This is a genomic window from Endozoicomonas sp. ALC020, assembly GCF_049275935.1.
Taxonomy (GTDB): Bacteria; Pseudomonadota; Gammaproteobacteria; order Pseudomonadales; family Endozoicomonadaceae; genus Endozoicomonas_A.
Genome location: NZ_CP184830.1, coordinates 2,810,593 through 2,830,073, shown reverse-complemented (window position 1 = coordinate 2,830,073; position 19,481 = coordinate 2,810,593). Strand labels below are relative to the sequence as shown.

The 19,481-nt window shown below is 48.6% G+C and carries 17 protein-coding genes; 9 read left to right on the top strand and 8 right to left on the bottom strand.

The window, feature by feature from the left end; genetic code table 11:
- Positions 1-138 precede the first annotated feature (138 nt).
- The 5 genes from ACOJUO_RS10170 to ACOJUO_RS10150 all read right to left on the bottom strand — a co-directional run bounded on the left by ACOJUO_RS10170 (position 139) and on the right by ACOJUO_RS10150 (position 6,447).
- Positions 139-1,611 carry an ATP-binding protein gene (locus ACOJUO_RS10170; RefSeq protein ID WP_422139729.1) on the bottom strand — a complete coding sequence of 491 codons (1,473 nt, stop codon included), beginning with the start codon at positions 1,609-1,611 and terminating at the stop codon, positions 139-141.
- A gap of 23 nt (positions 1,612-1,634) precedes the next feature.
- On the bottom strand, positions 1,635-2,363 hold the full coding sequence (locus tag ACOJUO_RS10165) for a response regulator transcription factor (RefSeq protein ID WP_422139728.1): 729 nt from the start codon (positions 2,361-2,363) through the stop codon (positions 1,635-1,637).
- A 286-nt stretch (positions 2,364-2,649) separates the two neighbouring features.
- A complete protein-coding gene (locus ACOJUO_RS10160) occupies positions 2,650-3,414 on the bottom strand; it encodes an enoyl-CoA hydratase (protein WP_422139727.1) in 765 nt (254 codons plus the stop codon).
- A 49-nt stretch (positions 3,415-3,463) separates the two neighbouring features.
- Entirely contained in the window at positions 3,464-4,780 is a 1,317-nt protein-coding gene (locus tag ACOJUO_RS10155) for a hypothetical protein (RefSeq protein ID WP_422139726.1), read from the bottom strand.
- The gene (locus tag ACOJUO_RS10150) at positions 4,780-6,447 is read right to left on the bottom strand and encodes an AMP-binding protein (protein WP_422139725.1); all 1,668 of its coding nucleotides are present in this window, start codon (positions 6,445-6,447) and stop codon (positions 4,780-4,782) included. The genes ACOJUO_RS10155 and ACOJUO_RS10150 overlap by 1 nt, the downstream gene beginning before the upstream one ends.
- A gap of 421 nt (positions 6,448-6,868) precedes the next feature.
- Here ACOJUO_RS10150 and ACOJUO_RS10145 point away from each other — a divergent pair, with 421 nt between their 5' ends.
- Both ACOJUO_RS10145 and ACOJUO_RS10140 read left to right on the top strand, forming a co-directional pair.
- Positions 6,869-8,371 (top strand): catalase, encoded by a 1,503-nt coding sequence (locus ACOJUO_RS10145; RefSeq protein WP_422139724.1) that lies wholly within the window; start codon positions 6,869-6,871, stop codon positions 8,369-8,371.
- A gap of 59 nt (positions 8,372-8,430) precedes the next feature.
- Positions 8,431-8,952: an ankyrin repeat domain-containing protein gene (locus ACOJUO_RS10140; RefSeq protein WP_422139723.1), complete on the top strand. Its 522-nt coding sequence runs from the start codon at positions 8,431-8,433 to the stop codon at positions 8,950-8,952.
- Positions 8,953-9,080: 128 nt separating this feature from the next.
- Here ACOJUO_RS10140 and ACOJUO_RS10135 read toward each other — a convergent pair whose 3' ends face one another.
- Together ACOJUO_RS10135 and elbB are read right to left on the bottom strand one after the other, a co-directional pair.
- Positions 9,081-9,878 (bottom strand): RING finger domain-containing protein, encoded by a 798-nt coding sequence (locus ACOJUO_RS10135; protein WP_422139722.1) that lies wholly within the window; start codon positions 9,876-9,878, stop codon positions 9,081-9,083.
- Positions 9,879-9,890: 12 nt separating this feature from the next.
- Positions 9,891-10,544 (bottom strand): isoprenoid biosynthesis glyoxalase ElbB, encoded by a 654-nt coding sequence (gene elbB, locus ACOJUO_RS10130; RefSeq protein ID WP_422136601.1) that lies wholly within the window; start codon positions 10,542-10,544, stop codon positions 9,891-9,893.
- A 188-nt stretch (positions 10,545-10,732) separates the two neighbouring features.
- Between elbB and ACOJUO_RS10125 the strand changes: the two genes are divergently transcribed.
- From ACOJUO_RS10125 to pgi, 7 genes are all read left to right on the top strand, one after another.
- Entirely contained in the window at positions 10,733-11,935 is a 1,203-nt protein-coding gene (locus tag ACOJUO_RS10125; RefSeq protein ID WP_422139721.1) for a retroviral-like aspartic protease family protein, read from the top strand.
- Between the two features lie 548 nt (positions 11,936-12,483).
- On the top strand, positions 12,484-13,965 hold the full coding sequence (gene pcnB, locus ACOJUO_RS10120) for a polynucleotide adenylyltransferase PcnB (RefSeq protein ID WP_422136599.1): 1,482 nt from the start codon (positions 12,484-12,486) through the stop codon (positions 13,963-13,965).
- A gap of 20 nt (positions 13,966-13,985) precedes the next feature.
- The gene (gene folK, locus ACOJUO_RS10115) at positions 13,986-14,483 is read left to right on the top strand and encodes a 2-amino-4-hydroxy-6-hydroxymethyldihydropteridine diphosphokinase (protein ID WP_422139720.1); all 498 of its coding nucleotides are present in this window, start codon (positions 13,986-13,988) and stop codon (positions 14,481-14,483) included.
- A 220-nt stretch (positions 14,484-14,703) separates the two neighbouring features.
- A complete protein-coding gene (gene panB / locus ACOJUO_RS10110) occupies positions 14,704-15,498 on the top strand; it encodes a 3-methyl-2-oxobutanoate hydroxymethyltransferase (protein WP_422136597.1) in 795 nt (264 codons plus the stop codon).
- Between the two features lie 122 nt (positions 15,499-15,620).
- Positions 15,621-16,481: a pantoate--beta-alanine ligase gene (gene panC / locus ACOJUO_RS10105; RefSeq protein WP_422139719.1), complete on the top strand. Its 861-nt coding sequence runs from the start codon at positions 15,621-15,623 to the stop codon at positions 16,479-16,481.
- A gap of 81 nt (positions 16,482-16,562) precedes the next feature.
- Positions 16,563-17,090 carry a hypothetical protein gene (locus ACOJUO_RS10100; RefSeq protein ID WP_422136595.1) on the top strand — a complete coding sequence of 176 codons (528 nt, stop codon included), beginning with the start codon at positions 16,563-16,565 and terminating at the stop codon, positions 17,088-17,090.
- A gap of 274 nt (positions 17,091-17,364) precedes the next feature.
- Positions 17,365-19,008 (top strand): glucose-6-phosphate isomerase, encoded by a 1,644-nt coding sequence (pgi, locus tag ACOJUO_RS10095; RefSeq protein ID WP_422139718.1) that lies wholly within the window; start codon positions 17,365-17,367, stop codon positions 19,006-19,008.
- A 182-nt stretch (positions 19,009-19,190) separates the two neighbouring features.
- On the opposite strand, the gene ACOJUO_RS10090 is transcribed toward pgi, so the two are convergent.
- Positions 19,191-19,433: a hypothetical protein gene (locus ACOJUO_RS10090; RefSeq protein WP_422139717.1), complete on the bottom strand. Its 243-nt coding sequence runs from the start codon at positions 19,431-19,433 to the stop codon at positions 19,191-19,193.
- Between the last annotated feature and the right edge of the window lie 48 nt (positions 19,434-19,481).

The following is a 19,481-nucleotide window of genomic DNA, read 5'->3' as shown; positions in this document are numbered from 1 at the left end:
CCGTAGCGAGGATTGCAAGAAATTGAGGATAAAAATCTCTGTTTCTGAGGAGAATAGCGAGCTATTTGACGAAGAAACAGGGATTTTTAGACCAATTTATTGCAACCGCAGTAGGACAGTCTTAAGTCCGACAGGCTGCTAGACAGGCAAAGTAAACCGGAAACTGGTCCCCTTTCTCAATCGGCTGGTCACCTCTATATGACTGCCATGCAACTCCAGAATTCTTTTCACGATGGCCAGCCCCAGGCCAATACCTCCGGCTTTGTTGCGATGCTCTGCGGCCAGTGATGCCTGGTAGAAACGATTGAATATTCTTGGCAGATCCTCCTCATCAATGCCTCTGCCTGTATCTTCAACCGTTACATTAACGCCCCTTGCTGTGGTACTCAGACGGATCAGGATCGAGCCATTCTGCGGAGTGTGGGTAATAGCATTTTTCAGAAGATTATCAAACACCCTCTGAATCATTCCGATATCAGCAAAAACCTGTGTCTGACTTTCATTACACTCTATGGACAGGGAAATCCCCCGTTCTTTCAGAGTCAGCCTGAAGCTCTGAACCGTGTCGTACATCAGCTCAGCCAGAAGAAAGTGCTCAAAGTCAGGCTTTTTGCTGCCTGACTCCAGCTTTGACAGCTCAAACAGATCCGTGATCAATCGGGATAAACGATGACAGCCTTTTTCAGCCAGCCTTAAATATTCGATACGCTGATCTGCCTCCAGACGCTCATCCCTGATAATCAGAGTCTCCAGATAACCCTGCATCGTTGCCAGAGGCGTCCTGAGGTCATGAGAAACATTGGATACCAGCTCCCGCCTCAGCCGATCTGTGGTCCTTAACTGTTCCAGCTGCGCTTTGATCCGCTCAGACATGGCCTGAAAAACCGCTGACAGTCGCCCCACCTCATCGGTTTTCTGGCCATCAGTCTGTGAAAACAGGTTCTCCGTGCCCAATTCTGACTGGGCAAACCCGGACATATCGCAACTCAGTTTGGTCAATGGTCGGCTCAGCAGTCGGAAGATTAGCAAGCCCACCAGCGCACTACTGGCAACAATAATCAGCAATGACCAGAACATCTGCTTACTGATATGGCTCCAGGCAATGCTGTCACTAATATTGTCATAAAGCCTGCCACCCAGAACCACATAAAAGTAACCGCGAACTCCCTGCGCAAAGCGGATTTCTGAAGCAGAAAAAATCTTGTCGACATTGCTGTGTCTCGGGTCATTGGCCCGAATGGGGAAACGCTCATCACCGGCAATGAACCTTTTCACGGGTTCAAGATCAATCTGGTCACGAACCAGTTCCCCTTCTTCCAGAGTATGAGTCAGGACTCTACCCTGCGGACCCAGCAAATAAACCTCTACTGCCGGATTAATGATCATGGCCTGGTGCGCCAGCATGCTGATCGCCCTTTCACTGCCGACATCACCTTCGATCAGCTCATGCTCGCGGGTCACATACATGGCAATGCTCTGATTCAGTGTCTGGGTCAGTTCTTCATAGTAGAGTCGCATTCCCCATTGCCCGATTACCAGAGCAGCCAGGCCGACACCGGATACAATAATCAGTAAAGCCAATGACAATTTTTTGTTCAGAGTATTCAGCATTTCCCTGCTCCTGACGGGTCAATTTATACGACCTCTCTTTGGAGGGAGTTGAGCGGTCTGTCCTGTAATTTATAACCCACCCCCCAGCAGGTAATAATGTACTCCGGGTGTCGTGGATTAAGTTCCAGTTTACTGCGCAGACGATTGATGTGGGAGTTGACCGTGTGCTCATAACCTTCGTGGTTATAGCCCCATACCTGATCCAATAATTCCGCTCGGCTAAATACCCGACCCGGATGACGGACAAAGTGCATCAGCAGATTGAATTCCCTCGCCGTTAGGTCAACCGTTCTACCCGATAACTTAACCAGACGACGGGGTTCCATAATTTCAAGATCCCTGATCTTTATAACATCTTCAGAAGTCCTCTTGTCTGTCATCACTGCGACTCTGCGGAAGACGGCTTTAATTCGGGCAATCAGCTCAAGCATGCTAAAAGGCTTGGGAATATAGTCGTCCGCACCGACTTCCAGACCCAGCACCCGGTCCAGCTCGGTAGAACGCGAAGTCAGTAATAAAATGGGGATGATCTGATTTTGCTGCCTTAGCTGTCTGCAGATTTCCAGACCACTGGCCCCGGGGAGCTGTATATCAAGAATCAGCAAGTCCCACTCTCTGGAGACAGCCAACTCCAGCCCCTGATTACCATCAGGCACATGGGTGACCCGGGCCCCCAGGTCACCCAGATGCAGCGAAACCAGATCACCGATCTCCTGCTCATCTTCGACTATCAGAATACGTTTGTTTTCCATGTCTTTGTCGGACTCAGGTTGGAATACCTGACTCGTTTGTATCGCAGAAACAGCGCAGTGTGAAGCCTGAACCCTTAAAACTGTGACCGGAACAGACTTATACCAATCGAACTTTCTAACTCCCTATTGCGCTGAAGATTTGAGCCTTAATCCTGCGTTGGCGATCGTCGCCATAGCTAAGGCTATGACTCCTCACGCCGCCTTGTCTTAAGGCTCAAATCTTCATGCTCATCACGGGAGTTAGAAAGCACGATTGGTATTACTCATTGTCGCCGTGACACCCGCTTTACTTTCCCTTGAAATCCGGCTGTCTTTTTTCCAGAAATGCGGCCATCCCCTCTTTTTGATCCTGAGTAGCGAACAGGGAATTGAATACACGACGCTCATATAGCAACCCTTCGTTCAGGGTCAGTTCCAGAGCCTGATCTACCGCTTCCCGAGCTATCATGACCGCAGGCTTACTGAACCGGGCAATGACCTCTGCTGCTTTGATCGCCTCTTTTATCAGTTCTTCTGCACTGAAAAGCCTGGCCACCATACCCGCCTGCTCAGCCTCCTGTGCTGTGATCATCCGACCGGTAAGAATCATATCCATAGCTTTGGCTTTGCCCACCAGCCTCGTGAGGCGCTGAGTGCCACCCATGCCGGGAATGACGCCCAGCCTGATTTCTGGCTGGCCAAATTTTGCTGTTTCTGATGCATAGAGTGTGTCGCACATCATGGCCAACTCACAGCCGCCACCAAGGGCATAACCTGATACAGCAGCAATTTTTGGTGTACGCAAACGGGCAAAACGCTCCCAGCCTGCAAAGAAGTCCTCCTGAAACATCTCAGCAAAGGATTTTCCGCACATCTCACGGATATCCGCCCCGGCTGCAAAAGCTTTCTCTGAACCGGTTATCACAAAGCACCCTAGCTGCGGATCACGATCCAGAGGCTCCATGACTTCCAGCAACTCATTCAGTGTTTCGGTGTTAAGTGCATTCAGTGCTTCAGGACGATTCAGTCTGATTAGTACAACTTTATTTTTATGCTCAACGATAATACTCATAAGGGTTTCCTGCCTGGATTTATTTGCTGTCAGAGATGGACTGTTTTACTTATGAATCCCAGATCGCACCGTAGGCAGGAATTCCTCTCATCTCCATTTCATAAACCACTTTCTGCGTAAGAGGTTGATTAGCGATACAAATCACGGCTTCGGCACCCGTTGCCAGTACTGCATCGTGGGCCAGTTTCACCAGGTCTGGCTTACCCTTGCTGCTGGTATCCCAGATCAGGGCATCAGGAACGGCTTCAAGAATTTCATCCACCAGTTCATCGCCATAGGTTTTCCGTGGAGTGCGTGTAGACCACACCAGACTTGCCGGCACCTCTTTTGCCAACAAGTGAGGCAGGCACGGACCGATTCCGCTGCCGGTTGCGATGTAAACAACCCTCTTGAAAAGAACTTCAATATTAGCGACTCCCGCCGTAGGAATACCCTTAACCCAGATATGCCCGGGCTGGTCATCAATAAACTGTCCGGTCCAGTCACCTGCCCGGGAAATGGTCAACCTGAATCCTTCCTCACCGGGAGCAGGAACATTGGCAAAGGAGTGCCATTCCAGCAGCGGCTTGCGACTGATTGCAGTCGACGATCCGGCAAAAGGGGTGACCCCATGATCGAACCGGGTCAGGGCAACGTGAGAAGAAGGCGAATTAATCTCAATCTTCACCTTTTTTAATCTCAGCCAGGGAAGAATGACACTCAAGGTCATGACACTGAGGCCAAAGAAAGACGCAGACCGGATCAGCTCGGAAAAGCTGCCGGCAAACATATAGCTTTGAACCCAGAAAAGTATGAGAACGGACCAGCCACCAAAGCGGTGAACCCATTCAAACTGATTGTGGAGTCGGCTTCGAACCGGCGGCACGGCCATTGCAACGATAACAACCAGCAAAACCATGAGCGCGACCATGACTCTCATGACACCTTCAGGGACACCCAGCAACTCATGGCTCTGGTGATAGAACAAGCCTCCCAGAAATGCTGCATACCAGAGTGTTCCGGAGAAAGCACTGCCGCTGTGCAAACCACCAAAATGGTAAACCTTGGCCAGAGTCCATCGTATCCAGAGAGGCCAGCTGACAGGAGCGCGGGTAGCTACCCAGAAGAAAAAGTTGATGACATACTGCTGGCGAACCAGAACAGCTATAGCAAAGTTAACCAGCACCATGTCTGATAATGCCGAAAGATTGATGCCTTGCTGTGACCACCACCCTGCCTCGGTTAATCCATACCAGAGCATGACGGCATTCACAGTCAGGACCAGAAAAACCAGACGGTTATAATGCTCAAGATAACGATGCCGGATGATTCGTCTGAAAAGGCTATGTCCTGGTTCCTGCAATGGTTGTTCTGCTATCGTATCCATCAGGCTACCGCTCCTTCTTTTTCTGATTTGGTCTCTGCCGGGTTCTCTTTTTTCTGAATCATGGCCAGCAAAGCCTGCTTATCGGTTTTTCCCCGTGTTGTCAGCGGGAATTCGGATAGAGCTACTACGGAGGAAGGAAGACAGTAATAGGGCAATCTGTCTTCTATGGCTTTCAGACATTTTTCAATGCTGCTATTAGCGGGTCTGACAAATGTCACCAGTTCTTTGTCGTTTAGCTTCATGGTCACAGCCTGTTGACATAGACCCGCTGACTCGATGACGTTTGAAATAGCGTCGAGCTCTACCCTGAAGCCTTTAACCTTGACCTGATCATCAGTGCGCCCAAAGTGTTCCAGCTCGCCCTCTTCATTCCAGCGTGCCAGATCTCGCGTTCTGAACATCAGGCTACCATCGGCCATAAAAGGATCAGGCTGATAACGCTCACGGGTCAGACGGGCATTATTGATGTATCCTGCTGAAACACCTTTACCCCCGGCCCAGATCTCACCCACTTCTCCCATCGCACAGGGCTGCATATGCTCGTCCAGCACATACACCGTATTATTGGGTGTCGGTTTGCCAATAGTGAGAGCCATTGAGTGTGGGCGAAAGTGCTGGGCCGTATTGATGATGGTGGTTTCGGTTGGGCCGCAGCTGTTAATGAAGCGACATCTGCCAGCCCAGTTTTCTGCCAGTGATCTTGGGCATGGCTCGCCTGCAACAGCAACACTTTTGATTCTTTGACACTGGTCAGCATTAACTTTTGCAAGAATACTGGGAGTAGCGATGATGACATCGCACTGCTTGGCTGTTTCAGTGAAATCATTTTCCCGGATCACCAAGGTTCCGCCATGGGCAAGACAACCCAGAATTTCCCAGGCCGCCATATCGAAAGCAATGTTCAGCAGTTGCGACACTTTGTAGCCGGGCTTTATTCCCAAATTACCTGGCGCTGTCAGCAGAATATTGCAGACATTGCCATGAGTAACCCGGACACCATTAGGCTTACCGGTGGTTCCCGACGTGAAAAGAATAAAGCAATTGTCACCGTGGCTTGCAGCAGAGCGAGGCACTGTCATGGACCAGGATTGCTGATCCCCTGACTTTGGAAAATCCAGACTATCAATAGCCAGAACTCTCTGGTAGTCCCTGACAGGAATTTTCTCCACCAGATGTGACAGTGTCAGAACAATATGGATATCTGCAGAATCCATCACGTCGATCAGGGTGGATTCCGGCGTAATTCTGACATCCTGAGGCACATAGGCGGCTCCTGTCTTCAGAATACCCACCAGCCCCACCAGCATGTGAATGGATCGCTCAAGAAACAGCCCAACATTATTTCCCTGACCTATTCCCATAGTGGCCAGTTGCACAGCCAACCAACTGGCTTTTCGATTGAGTTCACCGTAGGAAATATTTTCCTGTTTGTGCTGGGCAGCAATGGCTTTCTCCTGCTTCAACGCCTGCAGCTCAAAAGCCTGATGAATAGCATGGTGCGAGATTTGTCGTTCAGGGCCCCGGCCAAAAGCCTCAAATTTCTTTTGATCAGCGGGACTCAGTCCTCCCAGCGCCTGCCGGTTAAACCTCCTATTCTGAACTGCATCTTCCAGAGATTGGTTTAGTGATAGCGAGGTCACCGGGTTGTTGTGACTTTCCATCCTCATTGTTTTTGTCTCCAGTCAAATAACACGATAGTGAAAAGTGACAACGGAAAGCCTTTTGGGCTCATGGTACTTTTCACCTTTACTGCGGTTGACTGAAAACATCACAGGAAATTCTCACAGAATTATCACAGGCTTCTCACTTATTTTTAAAATTCGCTCCAATGCTCTTTTCAGATCAAAATAAGCATGGTTAAACAACCATAGATAACAATTACACAACAAACTTAAAGCCATTAACTTTCTCTATTGTCCAGATAGAGAGAAGTAACTGTCTCCTTGCTCTCCCGCCTGATTCAATAAATCCAAGCTTGGTTATGATCGACTGACTCGGCTAACCATAAAAAAATCACATTTAAGAAATTCCTTTTGAAAGCATCTTCGTTGTTATAAATGCTTGCATGGAGGTTAGGAGATAAAAGCGATGAAACCGCTTGCGTATTGCACATTACTTACCCTTGCCATATCCACCACCCTTCAGGCCACTCCTCTGACCCGGGATAACGGAGCAGTAGTGGGTGACAACCAGAATTCATACACCGCCGGGGAGAACGGTGGTGTTCTACTCCAGGATGTTCAACTCATTCAGAAGCTCCAGCGTTTTGCCCGGGAGAGAATTCCTGAGCGTGTTGTCCACGCCCGTGGAACCGGTGTTTATGGTGAATTTAAAGCCAGTCGTGATATTTCCGATTTAACCCGCGCCGCTGTTTTCACAAAAGATGAAGTCACTCCGGTATTTGTTCGTTTTTCTACCGTAATCCATAGCAAAGGATCACCAGAAACTTTGCGTGACCCGCGAGGTTTTGCGACCAAGTTTTATACTCGTGAAGGTAACTGGGATCTGGTAGGCAACAATCTTCCGGTGTTTTTTATCCGCGATGCCATCAAATTTCCGGATATGGTCCATTCACTAAAACCGTCTCCAGTGACGAATCAGCAAGACCCGAATCGATTCTTTGATTTCTTCAGCCATGTTCCTGAATCCACTCACATGCTGACCTGGGTCTATTCCGACTTTGGCACACCGGCCAACCTGCGTCAGATGGACGGCTTTGGTGTGCATGCCTACAAATTCATTGATGCTGGCGGTGATGTTTCCTACGTGAAATTTCACTGGAAAAGTCGCCAGGGCATCAAGAACCTGACAGCCGAAGAAGCGGCAGAAATACAAAGCAGGGACTTCAGCCATGCGACACGTGATATGTATGAAGCCATTGCCAGAGGCGACTACCCGAAGTGGGATCTTTTCATAAAAGTACTCAAGCCATCACAACTGGATGACTTTGACTACAACCCACTGGATGCCACAAAGATGTGGCTCGATATCGAAGAGACCAGAGTAGGTACGATGACGCTGAACCGGACACCGGACAACTTCTTCCAGGAAACGGAACAGTCCGCTTTTGCCCCGGCCAATATTGTACCAGGGATTGAACCTTCTGAAGATCGCCTGCTACAGGGTCGGGTGTTTTCCTATGCCGATACTCAAATGTATCGTCTGGGCACCAACCATCAGCAGATTCCTGTTAACCGTGCCAAAGCAACGGTCAGCAACTGGAATCAGGACGGCGCCTCCAACCATGGCAATCAGACTTCTGACGTTAACTATCAACCCAGTCGTTTAGACCCAAGAAAGGAAGTGGCCAAAGGCCGCTACAGCTCTTTACCTGTTGAAGGCGAGTATCTGCAGCGAGCTATCAGGAAACAGTTGCCGTTTGCTCAGGCAGGCGTCCTCTATCGCAGCTTCAACAAACAGGAGCGCAAAAATCTTGTTAGCAATCTGGCTGCAGATCTTGGCAAGGTTGAAAACGAAGATGTGAAATACATCATGCTCAGTCACTTCTATCAGGCTGACAGCGAATTTGGTGAACAACTGGCAAAAGCCGTTGGCGGCAACCTGAAAACCGTCAAGAGCATGTCCAGATAACGCCACTGCAGTGGCGCTCAAAAAGTGTGTGCCACTGTCTTCAAAATGAAGGTGGATCTATGCGCTTGGTTATTTTGTTTTCATGGTTTTTAGGACTCGCTGTCACTGTTCAACAGTTACAGGCTGATACACCTGATTATTCCGTTGAAGTCAGACCATCAGCTTCTGAAAAAGTCGTTAAAGGTCAGACTGCACGACAACTTACGGACTTTTTTCTGGCAGCAGCCCGTATCAACGATACAGAAGTGATTAGCACATTTGTGAAAGCTGGTTTTCCGGTAAACGCTAAAAACCAAAAGGGCTACACAGCCTTGATGGTGGCTACCTATAACGGACAGCCCGATGCTTTTAACCTGCTTTTATCAGAGGGTGCAGACCCCTGCCTTAAGGACAACAGGGGAAATACCGCATTAATGGCAGCCATCTTCCGTGGCGAGTTGAAGATGGCTTACCGGTTAATGAAAAGTGAGTGCGACCCTCGACAGCAGAACAATGCCGGACAGACAGCAGAAGAGTTTGCCCGTGTTTTTGGGCAACAGGATATTCTTCAGGCGCTGGCATCCACCAAAAACACGGAATGATTTTTTAAGGTTGAGTGGGACTGCAGGACATAGTCTGGCATTAGCTTAATCTCAGAACCCGATCAACCAGCTTGTCGATCCCCCGGCCAGCTTCACTGATGCTCCTGACAATAGCGCATCGGGGGTTACTAACGCTGGCATAAAGGGCAGAAAGGTGATTGCTTCTCCCACTCATTAATGCATGCCCAGCAATACCAATGTTTTAAACAGGACGCAACTGCAGGGGCTTTGAAGGACTCTAAACAAATAAGACATAATCCTGGAAAAAGCTGCCTTGCCAAGTAGTCGAAAGCTTCTATAGATAATTCGTGCTCTGCTATTTTCGCAATGAGTCTGAAAATGGCTAATAACGAGCTTTCATTACTATTAAAAAATACGCTTAGGTCATAAGCAGTATTAGCCAAAAAACCTGATAATAAGCTTATTGATAAAATAGCAATATATTTATAATTATGAGTACTAGCGCTTTGAGATATAAAGAAACGTAATAAAGCAACAATTACTATTTCAGATAATCGTAAAGGCAGCCTTAGATGATCGTAATATAATGACAGATAGGTTAATAAATCCAAAAGACCAGTGTAAAAACTCTGTACGTAATCTTCATATGACGCAGAATGGTCGGAACTTACATATTCATCATAATATAACGAGAAAGCAGTTAATAAATTCAACAGACCACTGGAAAAACTCTTGTCGTAATCTTCATAGGAAACATTATGGTTGAAACTTATATGCACTTCATAAGTATCAACTTGATACCCGTAAGAAGCAGCACACAATATTAGAAAGATAAATATCACTAATTTGCGTAGATGAGGCATATTCATCACCCAAGGGAGGGCAAGCCAACTGACCACTGTCCACTGTCCACTGTCCACTGTCCACTGAACAGCAGCCTTGCCATCCCAGACAAAGGAGGACAAGGCTTCGGGAAATCAGACCATAGACAGAACCCGATCAACCAGCTTGTCGATCCCGACAGCGGCTTCACTGATACTCTTGGCAATCATATAGGCCGGAGTGGTCACCAGCTTGTGCCGTTCATCAACCACAATATCATCCACAGCACACTCCACGTGCCTGACGCCTGTCTGCTCCAGTGCAGCAGCGGTCTCAGCGTCATTGCCGATGGTGGCCAGAACCCCTTCACCAAATATGCGACCGGCAATAGCCGGTGAAATGCACATCATCCCGACCGGTTTTCCGGCGTCTGCGAAAGACTTGACCGCCAGGCTGACGCCACTCTGAACCTTGAGTTCGCTGCCCCTGAAGGCAAAATCCGATAAATTTTTTGCCGCTCCGAAACCACCGGGCAGAATCAGGGCATCAAAATCTTCCGCCTTCAACTCTTCAAGCGGCCTGATCTCACCCCGGGCAATCCTGGCCGCTTCTACCAATACGTTGCGGCCTTCTTCCATTTCTTCACCCGTTACATGATTAATAACGTGATGTTGAGGTATATCGGGGGCAAAGCACTGGTAACTGGCTCCGCAGCGATCAAGGCTGAGCAGGGTCAAAACAGCCTCATGGATTTCGCTACCATCAAAAACACCGGACCCGGAAAGAATAACAGCTACTTTTTTACTCATGGATAGTCTCCATTTCATGCCATCACGAAAGAGCGGCAGACTACAGATTCTGAAAATCATCAGCCACAGGCGAAAAAATCTCTTCAATACTATAGAGCAAAGAAGGATGAAATAATTTGCACAATTAACACGCAGATGGATTGCGTCGACGATCCCTTTGGAGTCAAGCTAGACTGAAGAAAAAATACTTGAATGGAGTCCCTGTCCTGTTGAAAAAAATTCTGGCTCTAAGACTTCTAACATTATCCATCATGATGTTTGCCACTGGCCTGATTACCGGTTGGTGGTGGCATGAAGTGTTGGCTGTTAAGGGCAAAAAGACTTACTTCGAAAATCAGGACTTCAGGAATTGGCTGCCTCTTGGAGATTTCACTAACACGCTAGAGTGGCCTGACATACCTCAGGAAATCATTGATTTTGAGCGGGCACTGGAAGAACACAGGTACGATGACGCCCTGATCATTTTTCAACGGCAGGAGCGACAGAATTCGGAACTTAGTCAACGACTGGAAACAGTCCTGCTGCAAAAAATAGATGAATGGTATGAACACAGGGAGTACAGTATTGCTGCACTGGAACGTTTTACCCAACATTATTATCAAAACCCGGTTTTTCTGAAAAAGCTGGCCCAGCTCTACACCGAGGAGCAGGAGCTGGAGAAAGCCATTGAAGTGTTGATCAGCGTCCGCTCGTTCATCAGCCTGCCTGATCAGCTGGAAAACACAGCCGGCAGTATTCACAAGCTCAGCCGCATGATCTATGAAAACAGGCAGAAAAACCAACAACTCCAGGAAACCCTGCCCCTCTTCCAGAAACTGGCAACCATGGAACCCGAGCGTGCCTTTTACCGGTTTGCAATGGCTCAGGGTTACCTGTCTGCCGAGGATTCCAACAATGCCATTCGCGAACTCGAGTTATTGCAGACCGATGAAGAGTTTGGCCGAATGGCTTTCAAACAACTGTCTGACCTGTTGCCCCCTGTTCAGGAAGAACCCGAGGAAATGCCAACCTCAGCCATTTCTCTCGTTAATGAAGGCAATCACTACATCGTAGTAGCGTCAACTCAGGATAAAAGCCAGCCAAGATTGCTGATTGACACCGGAGCCAGCCTGACAACTTTGCCCAATACTTTATTGAAAGAGCTTAAACGCAAGAAAATGGCCCATCGGGTGAATCATACCCAGTTGAAAACAGCCAGTGGGTTTGTCTTTGCTCCTATTTATCGGGTGAAGGAGCTACACCTCGGTCAATACATTGTCAAAGACCTGGAGGTGGCCGGATTAGAGCTGGACTACGCCTCTGCAGAAGGGTTGCTGGGTATGAATGTACTGGGTCAGTTTCACTTTCAGATCGACCAGGACCGTAACTACCTGATTCTGTCACCTCGTTAACACCGAAGTGTTACCCCCACCTGTTACGCATTAATACCTATTCTCTGCGAAAGTAACAAAGTCTCGTAACCTTTTCTTCATTTGCCCCCTTCGAATAATTTAATTATTGTTAAAAATCAACAAGTTAAAAAAACTGGCACAACCTATGCTAAAGACTGACAAAACAATAACAATAAGCACAAATAATAAAAATAATAACCCTGCCCAAATAACAACAATAAGGGCAAAAGTAAGTTGATTATTTTGCAGTATGCCCTCCGGGTTCACCATGGAAAAGGTAGCCAGCAAAATCATCCGTTTACAGTCTCCGGCGATACAATAAAAATAATAATGATTCGCCAACTAAGGGGGGGGAGGTTTGCCTTTCCCCCTTTTTTCTTTTCTATCTAACACCTGTCTGATGTCCTGATATGAGCTCCTAAAGACTATAAACCTGTGTCAACATCCCCCACTGGAATGCTATGATGTACGCCAGACCGGAGCAGTACATCTGATCCACCGCGACGATATTACTGACTAACCAACAAAGATTTCATGCAAAACTCATCATGACAGGCATCATTATTACAGTATTAGTGGTGCTGGGCATATCGCTTGCTGCTTACTTCCTGCTTAAGCCATCCACAGAAAAAGACTCTGCACCCCCTGAATCGCAGCTTCCTGAACCCGACTCTGTTTGGGAGCCTGACCAATCCCAGTCTGAAGACCAGACTCGCATTCCTCAAGAAAACCACCCTGTTTCACGGCGTGAAATCAGTGAAAATGCTCTGAAAGTACTTCACCGACTGAACAATAATGGCTATGAAGCCTACCTGGTAGGGGGCTGTATCCGGGACCTTTACCTGGACCTGCACCCCAAGGATTTTGACGTTGCCACCAATGCAACGCCTGAACAGGTCCGCAGACTGTTTCGTAACTCACGGATCATTGGTCGAAGATTCAGGCTGGTGCATATTCTGTTTGGTCGCGAAATGATTGAGGTCGCCACCTTCAGGGCCGGTCATGATGATGCCCGCAATGATAGCCACAGCAAGGACAAGTCCGATCACTCTGATTCCGGACGGATTCTCAGAGACAACGTCTATGGCTCAATGAAAGACGACGCTATTCGTCGAGACTTTACCGTCAATGCACTCTATTACGACGTCCGTGATCACTCTGTCATAGATTACTGCGGTGGTCTTCAAGATCTTGAAGATCAGACCTTGAGGTTGATCGGTGATCCGGTTAAACGATACCACGAAGATCCGGTCCGAATGATACGGGCGCTGCGCTTTATGGCCAAGCTGGATTTCGATATGGACCCTGCAACTGCGGACCCCATCTATGATCTGGGTCATTTGCTGAGTGACATACCATCGGCCAGGCTGTTTGACGAGGTGCTGAAACTACTGCAATCAGGCAAAGGGGTAAGAACTTTCCACCTTCTGCGTGAATACAGTCTGCTTCAGTACCTGTTCCCGGCAACACATCACAGCCTTGAAGCTCAGGATGAATTTGCTGAAGCACTGATTATCAGGGCGCTGGAAAGTACCGATTCACGCATTGCCCGTGGCAAACCCGTCACTCCCGCCTTTTTATTTGCTGCCTTCCTCTGGACGCCGCTGCAAAGACTGGCCGGAGATCTCCGTGAGCAGGGCATTCCTCCCATACCCGCTCTGCAACAGGCAGCCATGGTCGTGCTGGACAATCAGTGTACTCACACTGCGGTTCCAAAACGTTTCACCATGGTAGTACGGGATATATGGGAAATGCAGCACAGACTGGAACGCCGTCAGCCAAGAGCCATTGAGTCCTTGATGGCGCACCCTAAATTCAGGGCCGCCTACGATTTTCTGGTACTCAGGGAAGCCGCCGGTGAAGCACTGGACGGAGCGGGGGAGTGGTGGACCGACATCCAGGACTCTGCTGACCAGGACAGAAACAGCATGATTCGCGACCTTCATTCCCGCCCCGGTGGTAAGGGAGGCCAGAAACGAAGAAGACGCCGCCCACGCAAGCGTCCTCCTGTTACGAACAAACCGCAATAAACCAGCGAAGCTGAAGCATTATGACCAGCGTCTATATAGCCCTGGGCAGCAATCTGGACAATCCCGGTCTGCAATTGCAAAGAGCCGTGTACGACATCGATTCCCTGTCCAAAGTTGAATTATCAGGCTGTTCAAAGCTCTACATCAGTGAACCGGTGGGGCCTGCAGGACAGCCTGACTATTACAACGCTGCCATTCGGATTGAAACCACATTCGCACCACTGCCGTTACTGGACGCCTTACAAGCCATTGAAAATAACCATGGCAGAATCAGAACCGTGCACTGGGGGCCGAGAACACTCGATCTTGATATTATCCTGTACGGTGATGAAATCATTGATTCCGATCGTCTGACAGTGCCCCACTATCAGATGCATCTGAGAAACTTTGTGCTCTGTCCACTTCTGGATATAGACCCTGACCTGACCCTGCCTGATGGCCGCAAGGCAGCCACACTTCTGGCAGAAGTCGGAACCGCAGGTATTGAAGTCATGGCAACAAAGTATCCCTGGCTTTGACATCCTCCCCGACATGAAAGAGGGTGTCGCGAAAGCAAGTAACGAAAGCAAGTAACGAAAGCACTTAGCGAAAGCACGTAACGAAAGTACGGAGGTTTACGCTCATTCGATAAACTTCCGAATCACGCTTCCCCAGAAGCACTGACACACCTGACTGCTTTGCGTATAATCCGCCACAAAGCACTTTCCAGTTAACGCTAAAGGCTCAAGGTCCTGATAGATGGCTAAAGTAACCCTGAAAACCCTGGCCGACATGAAACAATCCGGCGAGAAATTTGCCAGCCTGACGGCCTATGACGCGACGCTCGCCCATCTGGTCAACACTCAGGGGGTTGAAGTCATTCTGGTGGGGGACTCTCTTGGCAATGTCATACAGGGCAATAGCAGCACGGTTCCCGTCACCGTCGATGACATGTGCTACCACACCCGCTGTGTAGCCAGGGCAGCTCATGACTCCATGGTCATGACAGACCTTCCTTTTGCTTCCTACGCCACCGAAGAACAGGCAGTCATCAGTGCCGCCAAAATCATGCAGGCCGGTGCCGAAGTGGTGAAACTGGAGGGTGAAGGCTGGTTGCCTCCTACCGTGACCTGCCTCAGGCAGCAGGGCATTCCTGTCTGTGTCCATATGGGACTCACCCCACAATTTGTTAATGTTTTTGGCGGCTACAAGGTTCAGGGTCGGGAAGAGGAAAGAGCCAACAGCATGATCCAGGCTGCCATTGATCTGCAGGCTGCCGGTGCGGCCATGCTGCTTCTGGAATGCGTACCCAATGACCTGGCTCGGGAAATCACCAAAGCCGTTGACATCCCGGTTATCGGCATTGGTGCCGGAGACGCAACCGATGGCCAGATTCTGGTCCTCCATGACATGCTCCATCTAACAGCAGGCCGCAAGCCCAAGTTTGTCAAAAACTACATGCAAGACAGTGCCACCCCACAGGAAGCTGTGGCTCGGTATGTTGCAGAAGTTAAAGATGGCACTTTCCCGGGTCCGGAACACAGCTTCAATTGAGTCTCTCCATTCAGTCAGGTTTCTGAATGATCTGGCTGAATGGTATAAACAGAATCTCTTACAACCGCCAAAAGCCAGAAATACTGGCTTTTTTAAAGTCACTGATCGTCTAGTTATTCGCTATGAAAACACTTCATACCATCGCTGAAATCCAGGCTGGGGTAGCAGCTTGCAGAGTCGAAGGCAAAACCGTAGCTTTCGTGCCGACCATGGGTAATCTGCATGGCGGTCACCTGACTTTGGTCGAAAAAGCCCAGAAACTCTGCGATGTGGTCGTTGTCAGCATTTATGTCAACCCACTGCAGTTTGGCCCGAATGAAGACTACGACTCATACCCTCGCACCATGGAGCAGGACCAGCAGCTCCTGATCGAGCAGGGAGTGGATCTGCTCTACACTGCCCAGACGACAGAAATTTATCCTGAAGGCAGCGAACATCACACCCACGTCAGTGTCGAAGAGCTTGATGGCATGCACTGTGGCAAAAGCCGTCCGGGCTTTTTCACAGGTATAGCCACAGTGGTCAGCAAACTGTTTAATATTGTTCGTCCCGATGTGGCCGTCTTCGGAGAAAAAGACTTCCAGCAGCTGGCCATTATTCGCAAAATGGCCAAAGACATGTGTATACCTGTTGAGATTGTCGGTGCACCTATCGCCCGCGAAGATACCGGACTGGCCATGAGTTCCCGCAACGGTTATCTGACACCGGAAGAACGTGAAGAAATAGCCCCCACGCTTTATCGCTGTCTGCGGGCCGCACGTGAAGCTATTCTGGCGGGCGAGTGTGATTATGACCTGCTGCGCCGTGACGCTTTTGCAAAAATGGCACAGGCTGGATTCAAGCCGGACTATTTCAACATCAGCAGTACTACCACGCTTCTGCCAGCGGGTCCCGATGACCAGAACCTGGTGATTCTGGCAGCCGCCTACCTCGGCAAGGCCCGATTGATTGACAACATCACGATAACAAGTCAGAAAGATTAGCAATGGTTGAATTAACCGGGAGCTAAACAGGGAAGGAGTGTCTTATACTGAACCAGACTCAACGATACGAAGGTAGACTCTATGGAAGACAGGACACGACAGGTTTCACACTGGTTTAGCCGGTGCATGAGTGTTTTGAGTATAGGATTACTGACACTCATCAGCTACAGTCCTCCTGCTTTGACTGCCCAGGAAGCTCCCTATGGCATGTGGTTGTTACTAAACCCTGAAGTGCTGGGGAAGAAAGTGACAGCGGGTGCATTGATAATTTGCTCGGGAAATGCTTCCAGCGATTCTGATTGTGGAGAAAAAAATCATTTCACTCTGGTTTTTCTTGAAGATAACGGAATCCATGGCTGTTTAGACTTCGTGTCTACAGGATCAGCCAAAAAAGAAGCAGAGAAGCCCTGGCAACTGTTTGCCAGGGATGACGACGATGAAGAGAAGGAAACTTTATTGGCTAACGTTGAGCGGTCAGGTGAGCATTTGACATTGATTGATCAAGAGCAGCGCCACTTATTGAAATTTAAAAAAGATACCTACAAAAATATAGAAAAAAAAATTGATGATATATGCAGTCAAAAATATAAGGAGCAGAAACCTCATTAAATCAACAAAGCATTCGTAAGTACTCAGCCATACGGAATCGAATATTTCTGGCTTATTGGGCAGGTGCTCTGCAAGGCGCAACGACGGGCACATAGCAAGCTATGTGACCAGAGTTGCAACGCATCACGACTGCATGGATGCAGGAGCTAGAGCAACGCAGGAGCAGTTGCCGCGAGTGCCTGAACAATAAGTCAGAAAATATGATTTCGTATGGTTGAGTACTTACCATTCATAAATTCTACTTTCTATCACAACACTCCGAGGCTGTACTCACATGAGTCCTATTCAACACTTGCCTGAATCCTCATCGCTGGAAACCCTGCAACAAAAGATGGCAGGCACGCACCTGCGAGAACTGTTTGCAGCTGACAAGGACCGATTTGAACGCTATAGCCTGGAAGCGGCTGGCCTGTTTCTGGATTACTCCAAAAATCTGATAAACGACGATGTAATGTCTTCCCTGATGACGATGGCTGAACAAGCCAGACTGCCAGAGGCCATTCAGGCCATGTTCCGGGGTGACAAAATCAATTACACCGAGAAGCGTGCCGTTCTGCACACAGCCCTGCGTAACTTTGGCACAGACCCGGTCATGGTCAACGGTGAAGATGTCATGCCCAAAATACGCGCTACCCACAAGCGCATGAAAGGCATTACCGACTCAGTGCATTCTGGCGAGTGGCAAGGCTTCACCGGCAAAGCCATCAAACACATTGTCAATATTGGTATTGGCGGCTCCTATCTGGGTCTGAAGACAGTCATCAATGCTCTGACGCCTTATCATGTTGAAGGGCTCGAACATCACTATGTAGCCAATATTGATCCGAACGAAATTTCAGAAGTTTTCCGCAGGATTGATCCAGAAACCACCCTGTTTATCGTGGCTTCCAAGTCCTTTGGCACACTGGAAACCTTGCAGAATGCCCAGGCTGCCCGTGCCTGGATGCTGGAAAAAGGTTGTGCCGAGTCCGACATTCGCAAACACTTCGTGGCTATTTCCACCAATCTGAAAGCCATTGATGAGTTTGGTATCGCCCAGGAAAACACCCTGCCACTCTGGGACTGGGTCGGTGGCCGTTACTCTCTTTGGTCCACCATTGGACTGATGATCAGCCTGGTAGTGGGCTTTGAGAACTTCCAGAAACTGCTGAAAGGTGCCTGGGAGATGGACAGGCACTTTGCCCAGGCACCTCTGGAAAAGAACATGCCGGTTATCCTGGGTATGCTGGGCGTCTGGTACCAGAACTACTTTGGCTCAGAGTCCCACGCCGTTATTTCCTACGATTACTTCCTGCGTGACTTCCCGGGCCATTTACAACAGATGGATATGGAAAGTAACGGCAAGCAGACCCGCAGAGATGGCAGCACCGTTAATTACCAGACAGGTGCCGTTATCTGGGGTGGCACAGGTACTAATGACCAGCACGCCTATCACCAGTTGCTGCATCAGGGTACACGACTGATTCCTGTGGACTTCATTGCTCCGGCCACCAGCCATAATCCACTGGGCGAACAGCATCCATGGCTATTTGCCAACGCCCTGGCCCAGAGTCAGGCCATAATGCAGGGTAAGAATCTGGATGAGGTTCGTGAAGAGTTAACGAAGGCGGGCATAAGCAGTGCCGATATTGACGCTCTGGCGCCTCATAAGGTGATTCCCGGCAACCGTCCCAACAATATGATTGTGCCTGAGAAAATCACTCCGGAGGTGGTGGGTGCTCTGGTGGCACTCTATGAACAGAAAGTCTTTGTGCAGGGAACCCTCTGGCAGATCAACTCTTTTGATCAATGGGGTGTAGAACTGGGCAAGGTTCTGGGCAACCGGGTTTATGACCGCCTGAAAGAGTCCGGTACGACTTCCGATCAGGACAGTTCCACTAATGGACTGGCTAATCGTTTCAAGCGTTTTAATGCCTGATTGAGGTTGAATTAAACGGCATCTGTTCAAAGAGTTGATAACTCTACGATTTCATCATCACCTGACGAGAAAGAAATCTCTTTGTAACGTTTTGGCTGGTTTCTCTCCAGCCAAACTGCAAAACAAAAAAAGAGCCGCGATAGCCTCAGTGGATATTGCGGCTCCTCATTCTGTCGTGTGAATCAAGAAGTTATTTTATCGATCATTGCAATCCAAGCACTAAGTCGAACATCTACATCAACAGAAAATAAACCTTTGGAAACGCTAACTGAATTTGTATAGTCTTCTCCAATTGATTCTAATATGCTTTTTTGAAGTTTTTCAGCACTATCCAAATAAAATAAGACAAATAAAATAAGACACCCATGATTAAAATAATGATTAAAAAAAAAATAAGACACCCATAAAAAAAACAAGACATTCAAAAACTGTATTCCCAAAAAGGATCAGAAAATCTATCCTCAAGTAGCGTA

What these genes read in the sequence shown, in the direction of transcription:
- ACOJUO_RS10150 (WP_422139725.1), bottom strand. Translation starts at nt 6,447, where the DNA reads ATGAGGATGGAAAGTCACAACAACCCGGTGACCTCGCTATCACTAAAC.
- ACOJUO_RS10165 (WP_422139728.1), bottom strand. Translation starts at nt 2,363, where the DNA reads ATGGAAAACAAACGTATTCTGATAGTCGAAGATGAGCAGGAGATCGGT.
- pcnB (WP_422136599.1), top strand. Translation starts at nt 12,484, where the DNA reads ATGACAGGCATCATTATTACAGTATTAGTGGTGCTGGGCATATCGCTT.
- ACOJUO_RS10145 (WP_422139724.1), top strand. Translation starts at nt 6,869, where the DNA reads ATGAAACCGCTTGCGTATTGCACATTACTTACCCTTGCCATATCCACC.
- ACOJUO_RS10100 (WP_422136595.1), top strand. Translation starts at nt 16,563, where the DNA reads ATGGAAGACAGGACACGACAGGTTTCACACTGGTTTAGCCGGTGCATG.
- ACOJUO_RS10170 (WP_422139729.1), bottom strand. Translation starts at nt 1,611, where the DNA reads ATGCTGAATACTCTGAACAAAAAATTGTCATTGGCTTTACTGATTATT.
- ACOJUO_RS10155 (WP_422139726.1), bottom strand. Translation starts at nt 4,780, where the DNA reads ATGGATACGATAGCAGAACAACCATTGCAGGAACCAGGACATAGCCTT.
- pgi (WP_422139718.1), top strand. Translation starts at nt 17,365, where the DNA reads ATGAGTCCTATTCAACACTTGCCTGAATCCTCATCGCTGGAAACCCTG.
- ACOJUO_RS10140 (WP_422139723.1), top strand. Translation starts at nt 8,431, where the DNA reads ATGCGCTTGGTTATTTTGTTTTCATGGTTTTTAGGACTCGCTGTCACT.
- elbB (WP_422136601.1), bottom strand. Translation starts at nt 10,544, where the DNA reads ATGAGTAAAAAAGTAGCTGTTATTCTTTCCGGGTCCGGTGTTTTTGAT.
- ACOJUO_RS10160 (WP_422139727.1), bottom strand. Translation starts at nt 3,414, where the DNA reads ATGAGTATTATCGTTGAGCATAAAAATAAAGTTGTACTAATCAGACTG.
- folK (WP_422139720.1), top strand. Translation starts at nt 13,986, where the DNA reads ATGACCAGCGTCTATATAGCCCTGGGCAGCAATCTGGACAATCCCGGT.
- panB (WP_422136597.1), top strand. Translation starts at nt 14,704, where the DNA reads ATGGCTAAAGTAACCCTGAAAACCCTGGCCGACATGAAACAATCCGGC.
- panC (WP_422139719.1), top strand. Translation starts at nt 15,621, where the DNA reads ATGAAAACACTTCATACCATCGCTGAAATCCAGGCTGGGGTAGCAGCT.